Here is a 14,110-nt window from a genome sequence, read left to right as displayed (position 1 = left end):
AGCGCCGTTGGTTCAGCTGTCGAAGGTGTTGCGGCCGCTGAACTTGATCGTGGACGGATTGGTGTTTTGGCCGATCCGGCGGGGGTTATGGCCCACCATGGGGCGACCTTCGTTCACCTTCTCAGGGAACACACCATCGGCTGGGTGTAGGAATTCCATGTCACCACCGGGGTAGATCCGGTAGATCTTGTAGTCCTCGATCCGGGGCTTGAACTGGGTGCGCAGCTGGGTGCCCAGAGCCAGGCATTGCTCTTTGCGCGCGAAGTACATGATGTTCTCGCCAGAGTTCATCATCGCGGCACCACCGGTGGGCAACTCAAAGGCCTGAGCTGAGTCGCTGTTCCAGGTGATCGCGTACTTCTCTTCGGTTTCAGCAGCGTTCAGAAGGCCGCCTGTGCTGCCAATGAACTGCGGGAGCTGGCCGCTGAGAGTGGATGCCGTGGACATTAAGCCACTTGGTTAGGTATGGCTGGAAGCTAGCACTCATCTGCGATCTGCCTGCTTCAGGCGCCGTTCTCTTCACAGCCTTCAACATTGGCGAGGGGCAAATACAACGTCAGGCTGCTGCCAGGTCGTTCGGTGAGGCGCCCGCCAAGGCTGCTGAACAGCTTCTGGGTGGCGGCTTGACTGAGTTGCAGGCTGCCGGTGGCTGGGTCCCAGCTCAGTACCGGACCCACGCTGGCGGTGTCGCCGGGGCTGTCGTCGTCATCGCGCCCGCCGCTGAAGCGCAGCTTGAGCTGCTCACCTGCTGAGGCCAGCTCAACCCGAACACTCTCGCCCCGGCGCAGTCCGCGGCTAAAGCGGTCCATCAGGCCAATCAGCATCGATTCGAGCAACACCGGATCGCTCATCACCGCAGGCAGCTGCTCGGGTTGCTCCAGCTCCAGGGTCAGATCACGCCGCTGCAGTTGGCGTTGCCAGATCTGCTCGAGCCCGGGCAGTAAGGCGCCTAGATCGGTCCGCGCCAGGGCCCGCTGTTGGCTGGGTTGGCGCTGCAGTTCGGCCGCCTGAAAAATCAAGCCAAAGCGATCGATCTGCTCACTGCATTCGTGGTCGATTTGTCCCAGGCGCTTTTGCAGCGGGGGAGATAGGTCTGAGCGCCTTTGCAGTGAGCGAATCAGGGTGCGGATCGTTGCCAGCGGTGTGCGCACTTCATGGGCAATGGCCTCCAGCAGCCCCAGCTGTTGATCGGAGTCGTCGGTTTCGTTGCTGGCAGCACTCACCAGGGTCAGGCTCGGAGTGGCCTTGGCCAATTGGGCGGCCACGCGCGGCCAAAACTGCTCAGCCAGTTGCGGCGAATTTTCCAGGCTGCCCAGTTGTTGGATTTGGTGCTTGAGGTCGCTGGCGGCGTCGCCCTGCTCGCTGGCCAAGCGATTGCCCAGCGATTGCAGCAGTTCGGCGATCAAAGGTTGCTCAAAACGAACCAAGAGCTGCCGTTGGGCGCCACTGCCATGCAGCGCCATCGCCACTTGCAGTGGGCCCGTGATCAGCAGCAGCAAGGGATCGGTGCCGTCCCCTGTTTGCAGCGGCAGCTGCCAGAGGCTGCGCTCGCTGGCTGGGTTGTTGGCGGCACTGCCCGGGAGCTCGGGGGCCCGGCCACTCCATTGCGGCGGGGTCCACACCCAGCCATGGAAGCGGCTAATGAGCAGGGGTTCATGCAAGGCAGGAAGTGGCGCTGCCAGCCACAGCCCCTGCTGGCAGCCCTGCTCCAGCAGCAGCTCCTGCACAACTGTGAGCGCTGCCCACCACTGGCGCCTGGCACTGGCGTCATCGCCGCCTGAGGCGGGAACCCCTGCTGCCAGGCGTTGCCGCAGCGTCTGCAGGGAATCGTTGGCGCTCACTGCAAACGCATGCGAGCCCGCCGGGCCTCTCGCTCAACGGAGGCCACCAGGCCAATGCCCATGAAATTCACCAGCAGGGCAAAGCGCCCATAACTGAGCCAGGGCAGGGGGATGCCCGTCACAGGGCCCAGGCCGATGGTCATGTTGATGTTGATCACCACCTGGAACATCACCATCGCCAGCACGCCGATCACCACCAGCGACTCGAAATCACTGCGGGCTTGACCCGCGATTTGCAGCAGTCGCCAGGCCCAAACGAGGTAGGCCACCAAGACCACAAGGCAACCGATGAACCCGGCCTCTTCGCCCAAGGCGCTGAAGATGAAGTCGGTGTGTTGCTCAGGAATGAACTGCAATTTGGTGAGCTGACCCTGCATCAAGCCGGTGCCGAAAATTTGCCCAGAGCCAATGCCAACGGTGCTTTGCAGCAGGTGGTAACCGCCACCAAGGGGGTCTTTGGTGGGATCCAAAAACAGGATGAGGCGATCGCGCTGATAGTCCTTCAGTCCGTGCTCCCAGAGCAGGGGGGTGATCCAGGCAAAGATCCCATTGATGGCCAGGGTCGCCACCACGGCGATGGATTTCCAGGGCAGGCTGCGCCAGGCCAGCAGCACCAATAGGGCACCCCAAGGGATTAATCCCCAGGGGAAGAGACCAGCGATCAGGGCTGTGGGTAGCGGCGAGATCAACAGAACCAGCCACTCCAGTGGCAGGCCGGCCCAATAGAGCATCGCCAGCAGCACGGCGCCAAAAACCAGGGATGTGCCGAGATCGGGCTGGATGAACACCATCGCCCAGGGCACCGAGATCACAGCCATGGGGCGCAGCAGATCCACCGGGCGCTCGATCGGGTGCTTGGCCAGGATTCCAGCCAGCAACAGGATGGCGGCGAGCTTGGCGAACTCCGATGGCTGGATATTGAAGCCGCCGATCGAGATCCAGCGCTGGGCCCCCAGGGCGCTGGTGCCCACCAGCTTCACCGCCAGCAAACTCACCAGAGTCGCGATGTAGACCGGCAGCAGCAGTTGCTGCAGATGCTTGAGCGCAACCCGGGAGAGGCCCACGGCTGCGCCGATGGCCACCACGGCGGTGATCCAGTGGTTTTCCCAGTCGGCCAACGGTGATTGACGTTGGGTACTGGCGATCAGAACACCAGCGAGCAGGGTCAAAAAGACCGGAATTCCCCAGAGAACCGGATCAAAACGAATCCGTTGGCGCCGCTGGCCCCGCGCTTTGGCTCCCAGTCGCGTGGCTCGGGTCCCCTGGTAGGTGGGCATCGGGTCAGATCTTGAGCGCAGCTATCAGGCCGCTGGCCAGGTTCTTGAAGACTGCCGCAGTGACACTGTCTGGCTGGCTGATCGTGACAGGGCGGCCACTGTCTCCCCCCTGTTGCACCGGCAGTTCGATCGGGATTTGGCCCAGCAATGGCACCTGGCTTTCATCGGCCAGTTGGCGCCCACCACCACTGCCAAAAATGGCGTAACGCTGCTCGGGCAGCTCGGGGGGAGCAAACCAACTCATGTTCTCCACCACCCCCAGCACGGGAATGCCCATCTGCTGGAACATCGCTAGGCCGCGGCGCGCGTCCTGCAGCGCAACCTGCTGGGGCGTCGTCACCACGACAACGCCCGCCATGGGAACCGCCTGCGCCAGGCTCAGTTGGGCATCACCGGTGCCTGGCGGCAGGTCCACCACCAGCACATCGCGTTCGCCCCAATCCACTTGATAGAGGAATTGGCGGATGATCCCGTTCAGCATTGGGCCGCGCCAGATCACCGGTTGATCGGGGCCAATCAGCAGACCCATCGACACCATCGCCAGCCCACAGCTCTCAATCGGTGTCAGCCGTTGACTCTCACCCTCGCCTTCTACCTCTGGGGTGCGATCGGCAACGCCGAGCATGGTGGGGGCATTGGGCCCGTAGATGTCCGCATCGAGTAGGCCAACGCGCAGGCCTTGTTGCGCCAGGGCGCAAGCCAAGTTGACGGCCACGGTGCTTTTCCCTACTCCGCCTTTGCCGCTGCTCACGGCAATCACCTGCTTAACGCCCTCAATGGGGTGGCGCGGCTGACTTTGGCCATGGCCGGCGGCACCAATGGGTGCTCCCCCGCCAGGCTGGGCTAGTTCGATTTGCACGCTGTCAATGCCGTCGAGGGCTTCGAGGCGGTTGCGCGCCTCCGACGCAATGCTGTCGCGTTGACTCTGGGCAAAGCCTGGAAGCGCTAGGCGAAACACCGCCCGGTTGCCCTCCAGCCTGAGTCCTTGAATCCAGCCGAGCTCCACCAAGCTGCGGCCGCTGCCGGCATCGGTCAGCTCAGCGAGCTGGCTGAGCGCGTCCTGCTGGCTGGCCATGGGGTTGAGTCTCTGGCGCCGGATCCTAGTGACAGCCCCTTACAGACACTTGCCGGCGGCACCGGTCAACTGAAAAGGTGTTGGGCTACTGCTGTGCAGGTTCCTTTGAGCGCCGTTACCCCGCCTGCTGATTCCCGCAGCCGTATGAAGGCCCTGTTGATGGGGCTGCAAGACAGCATTTGTGCTGGGCTGGAGCAGCTCGATGGGGACGGTCGCTTCCAAGAGGAGAGCTGGGTTCGCCCCGAAGGCGGCGGCGGTCGCTCCAGGGTTCTGCGCGAAGGCTCACTGCTCGAGCAAGGCGGTGTGAATTTCTCCGAGGTGCAGGGCAAAAACCTGCCTCCCTCCATCCTCAATCAGAGGCCTGAAGCGGCGGGCCATCCCTGGTATGCGGTGGGAACGTCGATGGTGTTGCACCCACGTAACCCCTATATCCCCACGGTTCACCTCAATTACCGCTACTTCGAAGCCGGTCCGGTGTGGTGGTTTGGCGGCGGCGCCGATCTCACCCCTTACTACCCCTTCCTGGAGGACGCCAAGCATTTCCACCAGACCCTCAAGGGGGCTTGCGACAGCGTGAACCCGGCCTATTACCCGGTGTTCAAGCCCTGGTGCGACGAGTACTTCTTCTTGAAGCACCGCAATGAGACCCGCGGCATTGGCGGCATTTTTTATGACTACCAATCCCCCGGCGGTGCCATTTACAAAGGCCCTGATGCCCAGGGTCCAGCTGCTGCTGTGGGCAGCGAGCAGGTTCCTGAGCGCGATTGGGAGAGCCTGTTCCAGCTGGCGTCTGCCTGTGGCAATGCCTTTTTGCCCAGCTACGTGCCGATCGCTGAGCGGCGCAAAGGACTCAGCTATGGGGATCGCGAGCGCCAGTTCCAGCTCTACCGCCGCGGCCGTTATGTGGAGTTCAACCTGGTGTTCGACCGCGGCACGATTTTTGGTCTGCAGACCAATGGCCGCACTGAATCCATCCTGATGTCGCTGCCACCGTTGGTTCGTTGGGAATATGGCTACACCGCTGAAGAGGGCAGCCGAGAGGCCCTACTCACTGACGTCTTCACGAGGCCCCAGGACTGGCTCGGTGATGCTGCCCTTGAGCAGCGTTGTGCCCTCCACGGGGCTGTTGGCTAAGACCATCCCCTGCCGGAGCGCTCGCACCACGCGGCGAGCAATGGTTTGAAGCGATTGTTGGCGCGTGGAGGGATTGCGGAGCCCGGCTTCTAGCGCCCCTTCCAGCTGGCCAATTTCCAGCATCGCCACGCCGCGGCGGGGGCCTCCGAGCATGCCCCGGTAGTCATAGGGGTAAGCGCCAAATTCCTCAGCTAGGGCTTCATCCATCACCGAGAAGCCATAGAGCACCGCCGGGATGATGCCGGGGCCGATGCCATGGGGTGAGTAGGCGTCGTAGTGGATTTCAACGGCGTATCCGCCGTTTGAGACATGCTCACGACCCACGCTCCAGTTGGTGCGTGGATCATCGGAATCGCGAATGGTGCGCACGCCGGGGTCGTAGAAGTGCATCTTCAACCCTTGCCGCTGGCCCTCGGCCACAACCGCTTTGGCGGTGAGCAGGTTCCAGAACAGCTCATCGGTGATGCCGGGCTGCATGGGCCGGGCACCGCGCATGCCAACGGCGCGTCCAGGGGTGCCAGAGCCGGCCATCCTCTGGGAATCGGCATGGCCTGCCAGCACCAAGATCGGTAGATCGGGTTTGGGGATCTCCGTGCCAATCCAGTTTTTGCCTTTGCCGGGTTCGTCCGGCAACGGTGGTAACTCAGGGCTTTCTTGCAGGGGCGATTCGATGCTGTCGAGCAAGTCCATGAGTCCTGCTTGGGCAGGGGTGGCTAGCAACAAAAAGCCGCCCAAGAGCAGAGCGATGCGACCCATGGGATTCAAAATGGGTCCCCCATGCTGCCCGGTTAAATCTGATTTGCAAAGGCAATTGCCTTAAACCGGGGAACTCAGCAACTCGCCATCGCTGTGGAGATTCAGTGGGCGACCGAGTTCTTGCTCGACGGCAATCAATTCATCCCGGTGTCCCCTGAGCCTCAAGGTTGTGGGGCAGAAGTCCTGGGGCGGCAGCAGCCGCAGCTCAAAGGTTTCAACGCGCTCGGCCTTGCGGCGATACAGCAGGCCAGCCATGGGTCCCAGCAGAGCCAGGAGCAGGGGCCAGAAGCCAAGTTGGGGGAGCAGCTGACGCAAAACGAGCCCCAGGCTCGCGGCACCCACGGCGCCCAAGCTGCTGAGCAGCAGGGCTAGCGGCAGGCTGGAGGCCACAGCGCCTTCAAAGCGCATCACCTGGCGTTCTGGGTCGCCGCCACTGGCTTGCCAGCCTCGAGCTAGCAGCCAGTGGTTGAGGCCATCGAGAACCTCTACAGGAGGCCGGGAGCTGTTGACATCCACCGTAGTGGTGCGGTCCTTGCTGGCGGCCCTGAGAAAGAAACCCAGGCCAATGCCCATCAGCGAGGTGAGCAGCAGCGTGGAGCTGAGAACAGGATCCATTGCGGGGCTTTGAGCCCCGCCATTCTCAACGGCTCAGCACTTCTGCTGTGACCTTCTGGGGAGCAGCCGAGGTGGACTCGGTGTCCTTCAGCCAGCGATGCCAGGCGGGCATGAGCTCTTCAGCTTCGGCCCGGTAGGACTCCTCCAAGTGCAGCATGCGGCGGGGGCGACCGCGGCTGGGGCAGCGCTGGGAGTAGCTGCCAATGGCGCCTTGCTGGTCAAGGAAGGCAATCGCTTGCTGCAGCACGGTTTCCGACAGGCGCAGGCGCGGATGGCGCTCGGCCAGCAGATTCATCAGGGCTGTTGGATAGGAATCGGCTGCCAGCAGGCAGTCGAGGATCCAGCAGACGGCCAGTTCCAGTCCGAGGTACTGGAGCGGGGGCTGATCAAAGAAGCGTTTGATGTCATTCAAGCCATGGTTGGCTTGGGCTCGCCGGTGCGACATGGCCGATCGTGTGGTTTTGCTCTCAACGAGCACTAACCCAGTCTCGTTTTGATTTTCAAGTGAGATAGCCGAGTCATCGGGCAGATTGGGGCTGATTTGCCCTGCCGATGCCCCAAGACATCCCCGCTTCACCCACCCACTTCGCTGTCTTTGACGGGGATCTCAGCCCTGAGTGGTTCGGACATTACAAAAATGCAAAGGCTTTGGCGGTTGACACCGAAGCCATGGGTCTCATCCATGGCCGCGACCGCCTCTGCTTGGTTCAGATCTGCGATGACCAGGACCGGGTGTGCTGCATTCGTATCGCCCGTGGCCAGAGCGAAGCCCCGCTGCTGAAAGAGCTGATGGAAGCCACCGGCATCGAGAAGGTGTTCCACTACGCCCGCTTCGATGTGGCAGCGATGGCCAGTGGCCTTGGGATTGCGGTGAATCCGATCTTCTGTACCAAGGTGGCAAGCCGCCTGGCGCGCACCTACAGCCCCCGTCATGGGTTGGCGGCTGTGGTGAGTGAGCTGGTGGGCGTGGATCTCGACAAGCAGGCCCAAAGCAGTGATTGGGGCCGGGTCGAGGAGCTCAGCGAGCAACAGCTGGCCTACGCCGCCAACGATGTGCGGTATTTGCTGCCGGCCCGTGACCGCCTCGAGCAGATGCTGGTGCGGGAGGAGCGCTGGAGCTTGGCGCAGCGCTGCTTTCTCTGCATTCCCGTGTTCTCTGATCTCGACCGCTTCCAATACGGCTCAATCTTTGAGCACCGCGCCTGAGTGGCCTAGGGCAAGAGGTGGTGCTGAATCGCTTGGGCGCTGGCGAGGCTGCCGCCGGCTGGCCCCATGCGGCGGCGCCCAATCCGCCCAAGTTCTGCGCGCAGTTGTGGCTCGTTGAGCAAGAGCTGCAACCCGGTCGCCAACGCCTCGGGGCTTTGGCACACCCGCACGGCCCCGCCAAGCAGGCGGCTTTGGCGTTCGGCAAAGCCGCGCTTGAACTGCGGGCCTTGACCTGGCAGCGAGAGGGCCGGGCAGCCCAGGCCCACCAATTGTTCGGTGGCGGTGCCGGCGCAGGCCAGGCCCAGCTCGGCCCAGGGGGCCCAGGTTTCAAAGCGGCCGCGGCCGAGCAGCAACAAGCCGCCGGGCCCGTTCCAGGCCGCATCGGCATCGCTGCCAGCCGGGACCTCAGTGTGTTGGTAACCGAGGGGCTCCATCAGGGCCCGCAGGCTGGCGTCATCGGGCTGATGTCCGCAGGCCAGCAGCAGCACATGCTCGCTCGATGGTGGCAGCGCTTTGAGCAGGCGCCGCAGGTTGCGCCGGGCTTCCGGTGCCCGTGAGCCGGGCAGCAGCAGCAGGCGCCGAAGGCCTGTCAGGGAAGCCGGAATCGAGCGGGGCAGGAAGCCATCCATCATTGGATTGCCAGGGGCCAGGGCGCGCACGCCATGGCGGCGCAGGCCCCGCGCTGTCAGCCGGTCGCGGCAGATCACCAGCCGGCAGTGGCTGCCTTGCATCAAGGCCCATTCCCAGGGATCCCATTCGCTGCCTTTGCAGCGGTGGTAGGCGTCGGCTGGCCAGGCGGATCCTGGTCCGCTGCTCCAGGTGTAATCGCTTTTCGGGGTGCCGATGAAGCCGTAAGGCAAGCCGCTGGCCCAGGCCATGGCCAAGGGGAGCAGGTCGCCCACCGCCAAGATCCGGCCGCCTTGATGGCTCCACTGCCGCAGGCTTTGCCACTGCTTCCAGGTGTTGCCCAGTAGCCCAGCCTTGAGGTCTTGCGCCAAGCCGCCAGCGCTTTGGTTGCTAAACCCGCCGCTGGGCAAGGTGAGCCGAGGCCCTATGGCGCTGATGCCCTCCAGCTGCCGGTAGCTGCTGCCCTGCCCCACCAGGGGCAGCACAGCGATCGCCAAGCTGGGCTCGAGCCGTTGCAGCGGCTCAAGAATGCGGCGGGCGATGAGGTCTTCCCCATGGCCATTGCTCAGCACCAGCAGGCGATTGGTGGGCATGGAGCGGCTGATACGATCCGTTTTCGGGAGTTTGCTCCCCGGCCGGCGGCATGGCCAAGTGGTAAGGCAGAGGACTGCAAATCCTTTATCCCCAGTTCGAATCTGGGTGCCGCCTTGGGTCAGCTGAGACCCAAATTGCGACAAAAACCTGTTTTTCCCATCAGCGAGCGGAAATCCTGGCCATCAATGGGATGCGTCTCATGAGGATCATCCGTGGACCTGCTCGTTCTGGTGGCACCACTGCTGATGGCCCAAACGCCTGCGTTGCAGGTGGGGACTCCAATGCCTCAGGTGCATCATCAGCTGCTCACAAGCGGTTGGAGTGTGTCCAGCGAGGCGCAAACTAGCGAGCCGCTCTCGCCTCGCCAGAGCCATCTCAAGCAGCGGATTCCGGCCTTGATCACCTGCAGTGGCACCGGTTCGGGCTACTGCGCCTATGGCTACAGCCGCCAGGGGCAAAATCTCAAAGTGGTGGCCAGCTCCGATGGCCCGCTGCTGCGCTGGCAGCTTGGCGAAGCCTGGTATGGCGAGGGGCTATCCCAGCAGTAGGGCGGTATCAGAAGCTCGCTTTGGCCTGCCATTCGGCCTTAAACATCGAGCGTGCTGAGCAGCTGATGGCCTCCGGACTGAGCTGACAGCTCCCCACGGCGGGCCAGGCACTGGGCAGAGAACTCTCAATTCCTTCGCTGTCATACGCCACCTCTTTGGCGTTATCGAGCTCCAGCTGCAACGGTTGGCTTAGCCGGCACTTGTTCAGCCGGCAGCTCAAGGGTGTGGTGGTGGTTCCCCCCAGGCTGAGGCTGTTGCTGCTGCCTCGCTCGCTGCCTCGCGCCAAAAAGGAGACGGTGATGTAGTTGCCATCGACCTGCTCAAGCACAACTCGGGCACAAGGGCCTTGGTTGGGTTGCCGCTTGAGCTTGTTCATCATGCGGCTGCGCTGGCAGCTCTTGGGTTCCAGTACCAATTGGCCGTCCCCTTGGGCGGCGGCGGGTTGGCCGAGCAGGCTTGCCATCAGCGCCATGGCGATGGCCCATTGGTTTCTCACAACACCCTGGTCAGGTGCTGCATTGTGGCCACCTCAGTACTCGTTGTCAGCGACGCACATCCCAATGCAGCTCAGGCCGTTGTTGGCCGTGCGTCCGCAGTGCTGACAAAGCACGCGATCGCCTTCGCTCGCGGTGGCATCGCTCGCTGGTTGCTGCGTTGGTGAGGGGGCGCCCGCTGGTTCCTGCATGGTGGTGCCGGGATCGGAGTTGATCATGGCGGTTGAAGCGCCTGGAGTGGGGGCCGGCACTTGGGCTTGGGGAAATCGCTTCCTTTGGGGGTACGAACCCCAAAGGGATGATCCGGTGATTGAGGCCACGGTGGCCGCGGCAGTTGCCGCTGGCGTGCGTTTTTTTGATAGTGCGGATTCCTACGGGACCGGCGCCTACGCCGGACGTAGTGAGCGCTTATTGGGACAAGCCATCGCTGCCTTGCCCCCTGATCAGCACCATGGCCTCACGGTGGCCACCAAGCTCGCTCCCTTCCCTTGGCGCTGGGGCCGGCGCGGCTTTGACCGTGGCTTGGCGGCCTCCCGCGCTCGCCTCCAGGGGCGTCTGGATCGGGTGCAATTGCATTGGAGCACCGCCCGCTATGCCCCGTGGCAGGAGGGTCCGCTGTTGCAAGGTCTCGGCGATCTTGTCGAGGCTGGCGTGGTGCCTGAGCTGGGGATTTCCAACATGGGTCCCCGCCGTTTGCGCCGCTGGCATGGCCTGTTGCAGCAGCGCGGCTTGCGCATCAGCAGCCTTCAGGTTCAGTTTTCGCTGTTGGCCACCGAGCCTTTGGCACCTGGTGGTGTGCTGGAGGTGTGCCGTGAGCTGGGCATTGAGTTGATTGCCTACAGCCCCTTGGCCTTGGGGCTGTTGAGTGGCCGCTGGAGCCTCGATGGGCCGCTTCCCAGAGGGCCGCGGGGCGCCTTGTTTCGGCGTTTATTGCCGGCATTCAAGCCGTTGCAAGCCCTCATGGCTGAACTGGCTGCGTGCCATCAGATCTCACCGGCGGCTTTGGCCCTGAGCTGGTGCCGCAGCCATGGGGCCATGCCGATTCCGGGATTGCGCCGCGTCGAGCAGGTGCACGCGGTGCGTGAGGCTTTGGGCTGCTCGCTGCCTGATGACGATCGGCGGCGCCTCGATGAAGTCGCTGCCATGCTGAACGTGAGCATGCCGGCCAACCCCTTCAGTAGTTCCTGATGGCGCCGATCCCCCCACCCCTGTTGCGCCGCGCGCTGATCCTCGATGTGGTGCTCACCCTGCTGATGCTGGGGTTATCACTGATGGCTGATCAGCAGCTCTGGCGAGTGATCTGGTCTGTGGGCGCTCTGGTGGCGGTGCTTGATGCCCTGCTGGCATCCCGTTTGCTCGATCTCAAAGATCGGGGCTAAGCACCACAGGCAGCACCATCGGATCGTCGCCAGTGGGATCGCTCAGAGCTTCTGAAGGAATGCTCTGCAGGCTGGCCTGGGGCGGCGCAGCGGCTGGCTGGGTCTCGCAGGCGTTCAGCGCTTCTTGCAGCAGTGAATCAAAGGTGGCGCCGGACAGGCGGTGGCGCGCCAGCTCCAGAAAGGCCCGTGCCAGGGATTCGCCAGCAGCAGCTTGCAAGTGGGGGTTTTCGCGGCGTCGCTCTTGCTCTTGGCTGATCGCCCGCAGAAAACGGTCGGTGACATCGCGTTTGGTGCGCGCCCGAATGATGCTGTCGTCGCTGGGATTGCTGCCCAGTTGTTGTTCGAGGTCAGCGATGCGGCGCTCGAGGCTTTCGAACACATCAGCAGCCTCGCGGCCAACATTTTGCAGCTGACCATCCGACATCTGCGGTAGATCAGCCACAAACACCTTGCCGTGGTCGGGAAGGGTTAAGTAAGTAGCGCGTGGACCGCTGCGGTGATAGCCCTCGGCTCCGAAGCGTTGAGGGCGATTCGGGGGGACTGGACCAGCAGAACTACGGCGACGGGTTAAGCGATTGGACTCGTTAAAAGGCACGTAACAAAGACGACTGTTTTTTCTCTTTGCCGACCATCTTGCCAGCCTTGTCGAGCTGCAGCCTGCTCTAGGCCCCTGCTGGTAGGCCGAGAACCCCCTGTCCAACAACGATTTCGCCGCATATCCAGCCTGTAAAGCCACTGTTGTGCACCACCTCAAGCGCCTGCTGGCAGCTGCTTTCAGGGAGCGCCAACACGTAGCCAATCCCCAGGTTGAAGGTGTGCCAGAGATCGCGCTCAGGCACCGATCCCAGCTCCTGAAGCCAGTGGAACAGTGCGGGCCTCTGCCAGCTGCCTGGATCGATCTGAGCGGCGAGTCCTTGGGGAAGGGCCCGCGGCAGGTTTTCAGGCAATCCTCCGCCAGTGATGTGGGCCATGCCCCGCAGCTCCAGCTCTGGGCTCTGCAGCAGGGCCTTCACCAGTGGTGCATACAGCAGGGTTGGCTCCAGCAGGGCTTCTGCCGCACTGCGCCCGCCCAGGGCCGCTTGGCTGGTTTCCAGTGGGACCTGATTGGCTTCCAAGATGCGCCGCACCAGGCTGAAGCCATTGCTGTGCACGCCGCTGCTGGCGATGGCCAGCAGCTGATCACCGGCCTGAATGGTTTGACCGTCGATCAGCCGCGGCTCATCGACAACGGCCACGCAGAAGCCCGCCAGGTCGTAGCGACCGGCTGGGTAGAAGCCAGGCATTTCGGCGGTTTCGCCCCCCAGCAGGCTGCAGCCGCTTTGGCTGCAGCCACTGGCGATTCCTTCCACCACTTCGGCCATGGCGGCCGGGCTGAGCTTGCCGGTGGCGATGTAGTCGAGGAAGAACAGCGGCTCAGCGCCGCAGGTGATCACGTCGTTGGCGCACATCGCCACCAGATCGATGCCCACCCCGTGGTGCCGGCCGCACTCCTGGGCGAGTTCGAGCTTGGTGCCCACGCCATCGGTGCCAGCCACAAGCAGGGGCTTTTCAAGTCCGGCTGGCAAGCGGCAAAGCCCGCCAAAGCCGCCCAATCCTCCGAGGACTTCTGGGCGGTGGGTGGCCTCCACGCTGGTGCGGATGCGTTCAACGAAATGGCGTCCGGCTTCGACGTCAACGCCGGCGCTCTTGTAATCCATCTCCTCAGGCTGCTGCCGTTGATCCCATCGTCGCGCAAGGGCTGTCCGATAAGGCTGGCTGATCAGGGGGATTGCTGTTGCTGATCAGAGGTGCGCCATTTTTTTGGCGAGTTGTCTGCGGTGGCAAGCGAACTCAGCAGAGATTCGATTTTCTGATCAACGACTGATTCAGTTGGGTATGTGGAACTGTTCGGTGCTTTCCATTACGTTTTGACCGTAAATAAATCCTCTTAGGAATCTCCGAATCACCGATTCGGCTTTGGAAGGTTCATCGATCGGCCATTTCTCTCGATTGGCTGAGTCAATGACGACCTTCGATTCCGTCTGTGATGTCTGTTCAAGCCCTCAAGCGAATCGTTGCTGTCGCGACCCTGGCCGCCTTGCCCCTGCAAGCCGCGGCTGTGGCCCAGGAGTTGACGCAGCCTTTGCTCAAGCTCACCGCTGTTGGTGGTATCGATTACCTGCCTGAGCTTTTTGAGGAGACTGTCGCGCCAGAGCCTGTTGTTGCTCCTCTCCCCGCGCCAGCTCCCGTGAAGCCTGTCGTCGTCAAGCCCGCTGAGCCCCAGGTGCGTTCCGTTTCCCAGGGAGAAGCCAGCTGGTACGGCCCTGGCTTTTTCGGCAACCTCACCGCCAATGGTGAGATCTACAGCCCCGGCACGATGACCGCCGCCCATCGCACGCTGCCCTTCGGTACCCGGGTGCGGGTAACCAACCTCTGGAATGGCCGCAGCGCTGTGGTTCGCATTAATGACCGCGGTCCTTATGTCGGTCAGCGCGTGATTGATTTGGGCCATGGCGCGGCTGGTGAACTGGGTTTGTTCCATAGCGGCATTGCCCAGGTGAAACTCGAGGTGCTGCAGTAGGAGC

18 protein-coding genes and 1 tRNA gene are annotated in these 14,110 nt (G+C 62.9%); 7 read left to right on the top strand and 12 right to left on the bottom strand.

Annotated features, from left to right (window positions below):
• Nucleotides 1–12: 12 nt before the first annotated feature.
• The 4 genes from SynMINOS11_RS10475 to SynMINOS11_RS10460 are packed head-to-tail and all read right to left on the bottom strand — an operon-like array spanning nucleotide 13 to nucleotide 4,193.
• Nucleotides 13–447 (bottom strand): photosystem I reaction center subunit II PsaD, encoded by a 435-nt coding sequence (locus SynMINOS11_RS10475; RefSeq protein WP_011936501.1) that lies wholly within the window; start codon nucleotides 445–447, stop codon nucleotides 13–15.
• A gap of 56 nt (nucleotides 448–503) precedes the next feature.
• Nucleotides 504–1,841 (bottom strand): sensor histidine kinase, encoded by a 1,338-nt coding sequence (locus SynMINOS11_RS10470; RefSeq protein WP_186548409.1) that lies wholly within the window; start codon nucleotides 1,839–1,841, stop codon nucleotides 504–506.
• Nucleotides 1,838–3,118 (bottom strand): rod shape-determining protein RodA, encoded by a 1,281-nt coding sequence (rodA, locus tag SynMINOS11_RS10465; protein ID WP_186548407.1) that lies wholly within the window; start codon nucleotides 3,116–3,118, stop codon nucleotides 1,838–1,840. Before rodA ends, SynMINOS11_RS10470 begins: the two co-directional genes overlap by 4 nt.
• A 4-nt stretch (nucleotides 3,119–3,122) precedes the next feature.
• Nucleotides 3,123–4,193 carry an Mrp/NBP35 family ATP-binding protein gene (locus tag SynMINOS11_RS10460; RefSeq protein ID WP_186548405.1) on the bottom strand — a complete coding sequence of 357 codons (1,071 nt, stop codon included), beginning with the start codon at nucleotides 4,191–4,193 and terminating at the stop codon, nucleotides 3,123–3,125.
• 144 nt (nucleotides 4,194–4,337) lie between these two features.
• Between SynMINOS11_RS10460 and hemF the strand changes: the two genes are divergently transcribed.
• Nucleotides 4,338–5,327 (top strand): oxygen-dependent coproporphyrinogen oxidase, encoded by a 990-nt coding sequence (gene hemF, locus SynMINOS11_RS10455; protein WP_255445550.1) that lies wholly within the window; start codon nucleotides 4,338–4,340, stop codon nucleotides 5,325–5,327.
• Here the strand turns inward: hemF and SynMINOS11_RS10450 are convergent.
• Genes SynMINOS11_RS10450 through SynMINOS11_RS10440 form a run of 3 tightly spaced genes read right to left on the bottom strand, consistent with a single transcriptional unit; the run spans nucleotide 5,238 to nucleotide 7,143 of the window.
• Nucleotides 5,238–6,083 (bottom strand): dehydrogenase, encoded by an 846-nt coding sequence (locus SynMINOS11_RS10450; protein ID WP_186548401.1) that lies wholly within the window; start codon nucleotides 6,081–6,083, stop codon nucleotides 5,238–5,240. The two genes, hemF and SynMINOS11_RS10450, sit on opposite strands and share 90 nt — an antisense overlap.
• Before the next feature lie 60 nt (nucleotides 6,084–6,143).
• Nucleotides 6,144–6,698: a cofactor assembly of complex C subunit B gene (locus tag SynMINOS11_RS10445; protein WP_186548400.1), complete on the bottom strand. Its 555-nt coding sequence runs from the start codon at nucleotides 6,696–6,698 to the stop codon at nucleotides 6,144–6,146.
• Between the two features lie 25 nt (nucleotides 6,699–6,723).
• Nucleotides 6,724–7,143 carry a Pex protein gene (locus tag SynMINOS11_RS10440; RefSeq protein WP_011936494.1) on the bottom strand — a complete coding sequence of 140 codons (420 nt, stop codon included), beginning with the start codon at nucleotides 7,141–7,143 and terminating at the stop codon, nucleotides 6,724–6,726.
• A gap of 107 nt (nucleotides 7,144–7,250) precedes the next feature.
• Between SynMINOS11_RS10440 and SynMINOS11_RS10435 the strand changes: the two genes are divergently transcribed.
• Nucleotides 7,251–7,904: a ribonuclease D gene (locus SynMINOS11_RS10435; protein WP_011936493.1), complete on the top strand. Its 654-nt coding sequence runs from the start codon at nucleotides 7,251–7,253 to the stop codon at nucleotides 7,902–7,904.
• Nucleotides 7,905–7,909: 5 nt separating this feature from the next.
• Here the strand turns inward: SynMINOS11_RS10435 and SynMINOS11_RS10430 are convergent, their stop codons facing one another.
• Complete coding sequence (locus SynMINOS11_RS10430) at nucleotides 7,910–9,124, bottom strand: lipid-A-disaccharide synthase-related protein (protein WP_186548398.1); 1,215 nt, start codon at nucleotides 9,122–9,124, stop codon at nucleotides 7,910–7,912.
• A gap of 44 nt (nucleotides 9,125–9,168) precedes the next feature.
• Between SynMINOS11_RS10430 and SynMINOS11_RS10425 the strand changes: the two genes are divergently transcribed.
• Nucleotides 9,169–9,239: transfer RNA gene (locus SynMINOS11_RS10425), tRNA-Cys, on the top strand.
• Between the two features lie 98 nt (nucleotides 9,240–9,337).
• Nucleotides 9,338–9,673, top strand: coding sequence for a hypothetical protein (locus SynMINOS11_RS10420; protein WP_186548396.1), 336 nt, complete (start codon nucleotides 9,338–9,340; stop codon nucleotides 9,671–9,673).
• Nucleotides 9,674–9,680: 7 nt separating this feature from the next.
• Here the strand turns inward: SynMINOS11_RS10420 and SynMINOS11_RS10415 are convergent, their stop codons facing one another.
• Both SynMINOS11_RS10415 and SynMINOS11_RS10410 read right to left on the bottom strand, forming a co-directional pair.
• The gene (locus SynMINOS11_RS10415) at nucleotides 9,681–10,136 is read right to left on the bottom strand and encodes a hypothetical protein (protein ID WP_186548395.1); all 456 of its coding nucleotides are present in this window, start codon (nucleotides 10,134–10,136) and stop codon (nucleotides 9,681–9,683) included.
• A gap of 66 nt (nucleotides 10,137–10,202) precedes the next feature.
• Nucleotides 10,203–10,385, bottom strand: a complete 183-nt coding sequence (locus SynMINOS11_RS10410; protein WP_011936489.1) for a hypothetical protein — start codon at nucleotides 10,383–10,385, stop codon at nucleotides 10,203–10,205.
• On the opposite strand from SynMINOS11_RS10410, the gene SynMINOS11_RS10405 reads away from it, so the two are divergent.
• Together SynMINOS11_RS10405 and SynMINOS11_RS10400 are read left to right on the top strand one after the other, a co-directional pair.
• Nucleotides 10,384–11,355 (top strand): aldo/keto reductase, encoded by a 972-nt coding sequence (locus tag SynMINOS11_RS10405; protein WP_186548393.1) that lies wholly within the window; start codon nucleotides 10,384–10,386, stop codon nucleotides 11,353–11,355. The genes SynMINOS11_RS10410 and SynMINOS11_RS10405 overlap by 2 nt on opposite strands.
• The gene (locus tag SynMINOS11_RS10400; RefSeq protein WP_011936487.1) at nucleotides 11,355–11,546 is read left to right on the top strand and encodes a hypothetical protein; all 192 of its coding nucleotides are present in this window, start codon (nucleotides 11,355–11,357) and stop codon (nucleotides 11,544–11,546) included. Before SynMINOS11_RS10405 ends, SynMINOS11_RS10400 begins: the two co-directional genes overlap by 1 nt.
• Here SynMINOS11_RS10400 and SynMINOS11_RS10395 read toward each other — a convergent pair.
• Nucleotides 11,530–12,141 (bottom strand): histidine phosphotransferase, encoded by a 612-nt coding sequence (locus SynMINOS11_RS10395; protein ID WP_186548391.1) that lies wholly within the window; start codon nucleotides 12,139–12,141, stop codon nucleotides 11,530–11,532. The genes SynMINOS11_RS10400 and SynMINOS11_RS10395 overlap by 17 nt on opposite strands.
• Nucleotides 12,142–12,208: 67 nt before the next feature.
• Entirely contained in the window at nucleotides 12,209–13,243 is a 1,035-nt protein-coding gene (gene purM, locus SynMINOS11_RS10390; protein WP_186548389.1) for a phosphoribosylformylglycinamidine cyclo-ligase, read from the bottom strand.
• Nucleotides 13,244–13,572: 329 nt separating this feature from the next.
• On the opposite strand from purM, the gene SynMINOS11_RS10385 reads away from it, so the two are divergent.
• Complete coding sequence (locus SynMINOS11_RS10385) at nucleotides 13,573–14,106, top strand: septal ring lytic transglycosylase RlpA family protein (RefSeq protein WP_011936484.1); 534 nt, start codon at nucleotides 13,573–13,575, stop codon at nucleotides 14,104–14,106.
• The last annotated feature ends 4 nt before the right edge of the window (nucleotides 14,107–14,110 follow it).

The organism is Synechococcus sp. Minos11 (genome assembly GCF_014279855.1).
Taxonomy (GTDB): Bacteria; Cyanobacteriota; Cyanobacteriia; order PCC-6307; family Cyanobiaceae; genus RCC307.
This window is presented reverse-complemented; position numbering and strand designations above follow the sequence as displayed.

What these genes read in the sequence shown, in the direction of transcription:
- SynMINOS11_RS10445 (WP_186548400.1), bottom strand. Translation starts at nt 6,698, where the DNA reads ATGGATCCTGTTCTCAGCTCCACGCTGCTGCTCACCTCGCTGATGGGC.
- purM (WP_186548389.1), bottom strand. Translation starts at nt 13,243, where the DNA reads ATGGATTACAAGAGCGCCGGCGTTGACGTCGAAGCCGGACGCCATTTC.
- SynMINOS11_RS10440 (WP_011936494.1), bottom strand. Translation starts at nt 7,143, where the DNA reads ATGTCGCACCGGCGAGCCCAAGCCAACCATGGCTTGAATGACATCAAA.
- SynMINOS11_RS10415 (WP_186548395.1), bottom strand. Translation starts at nt 10,136, where the DNA reads ATGGCAAGCCTGCTCGGCCAACCCGCCGCCGCCCAAGGGGACGGCCAA.
- SynMINOS11_RS10460 (WP_186548405.1), bottom strand. Translation starts at nt 4,193, where the DNA reads ATGGCCAGCCAGCAGGACGCGCTCAGCCAGCTCGCTGAGCTGACCGAT.
- SynMINOS11_RS10450 (WP_186548401.1), bottom strand. Translation starts at nt 6,083, where the DNA reads ATGGGTCGCATCGCTCTGCTCTTGGGCGGCTTTTTGTTGCTAGCCACC.
- SynMINOS11_RS10400 (WP_011936487.1), top strand. Translation starts at nt 11,355, where the DNA reads ATGGCGCCGATCCCCCCACCCCTGTTGCGCCGCGCGCTGATCCTCGAT.
- rodA (WP_186548407.1), bottom strand. Translation starts at nt 3,118, where the DNA reads ATGCCCACCTACCAGGGGACCCGAGCCACGCGACTGGGAGCCAAAGCG.
- SynMINOS11_RS10475 (WP_011936501.1), bottom strand. Translation starts at nt 447, where the DNA reads ATGTCCACGGCATCCACTCTCAGCGGCCAGCTCCCGCAGTTCATTGGC.
- SynMINOS11_RS10405 (WP_186548393.1), top strand. Translation starts at nt 10,384, where the DNA reads ATGGCGGTTGAAGCGCCTGGAGTGGGGGCCGGCACTTGGGCTTGGGGA.
- SynMINOS11_RS10385 (WP_011936484.1), top strand. Translation starts at nt 13,573, where the DNA reads ATGTCTGTTCAAGCCCTCAAGCGAATCGTTGCTGTCGCGACCCTGGCC.
- hemF (WP_255445550.1), top strand. Translation starts at nt 4,338, where the DNA reads ATGAAGGCCCTGTTGATGGGGCTGCAAGACAGCATTTGTGCTGGGCTG.
- SynMINOS11_RS10430 (WP_186548398.1), bottom strand. Translation starts at nt 9,124, where the DNA reads ATGCCCACCAATCGCCTGCTGGTGCTGAGCAATGGCCATGGGGAAGAC.
- SynMINOS11_RS10435 (WP_011936493.1), top strand. Translation starts at nt 7,251, where the DNA reads ATGCCCCAAGACATCCCCGCTTCACCCACCCACTTCGCTGTCTTTGAC.
- SynMINOS11_RS10410 (WP_011936489.1), bottom strand. Translation starts at nt 10,385, where the DNA reads ATGATCAACTCCGATCCCGGCACCACCATGCAGGAACCAGCGGGCGCC.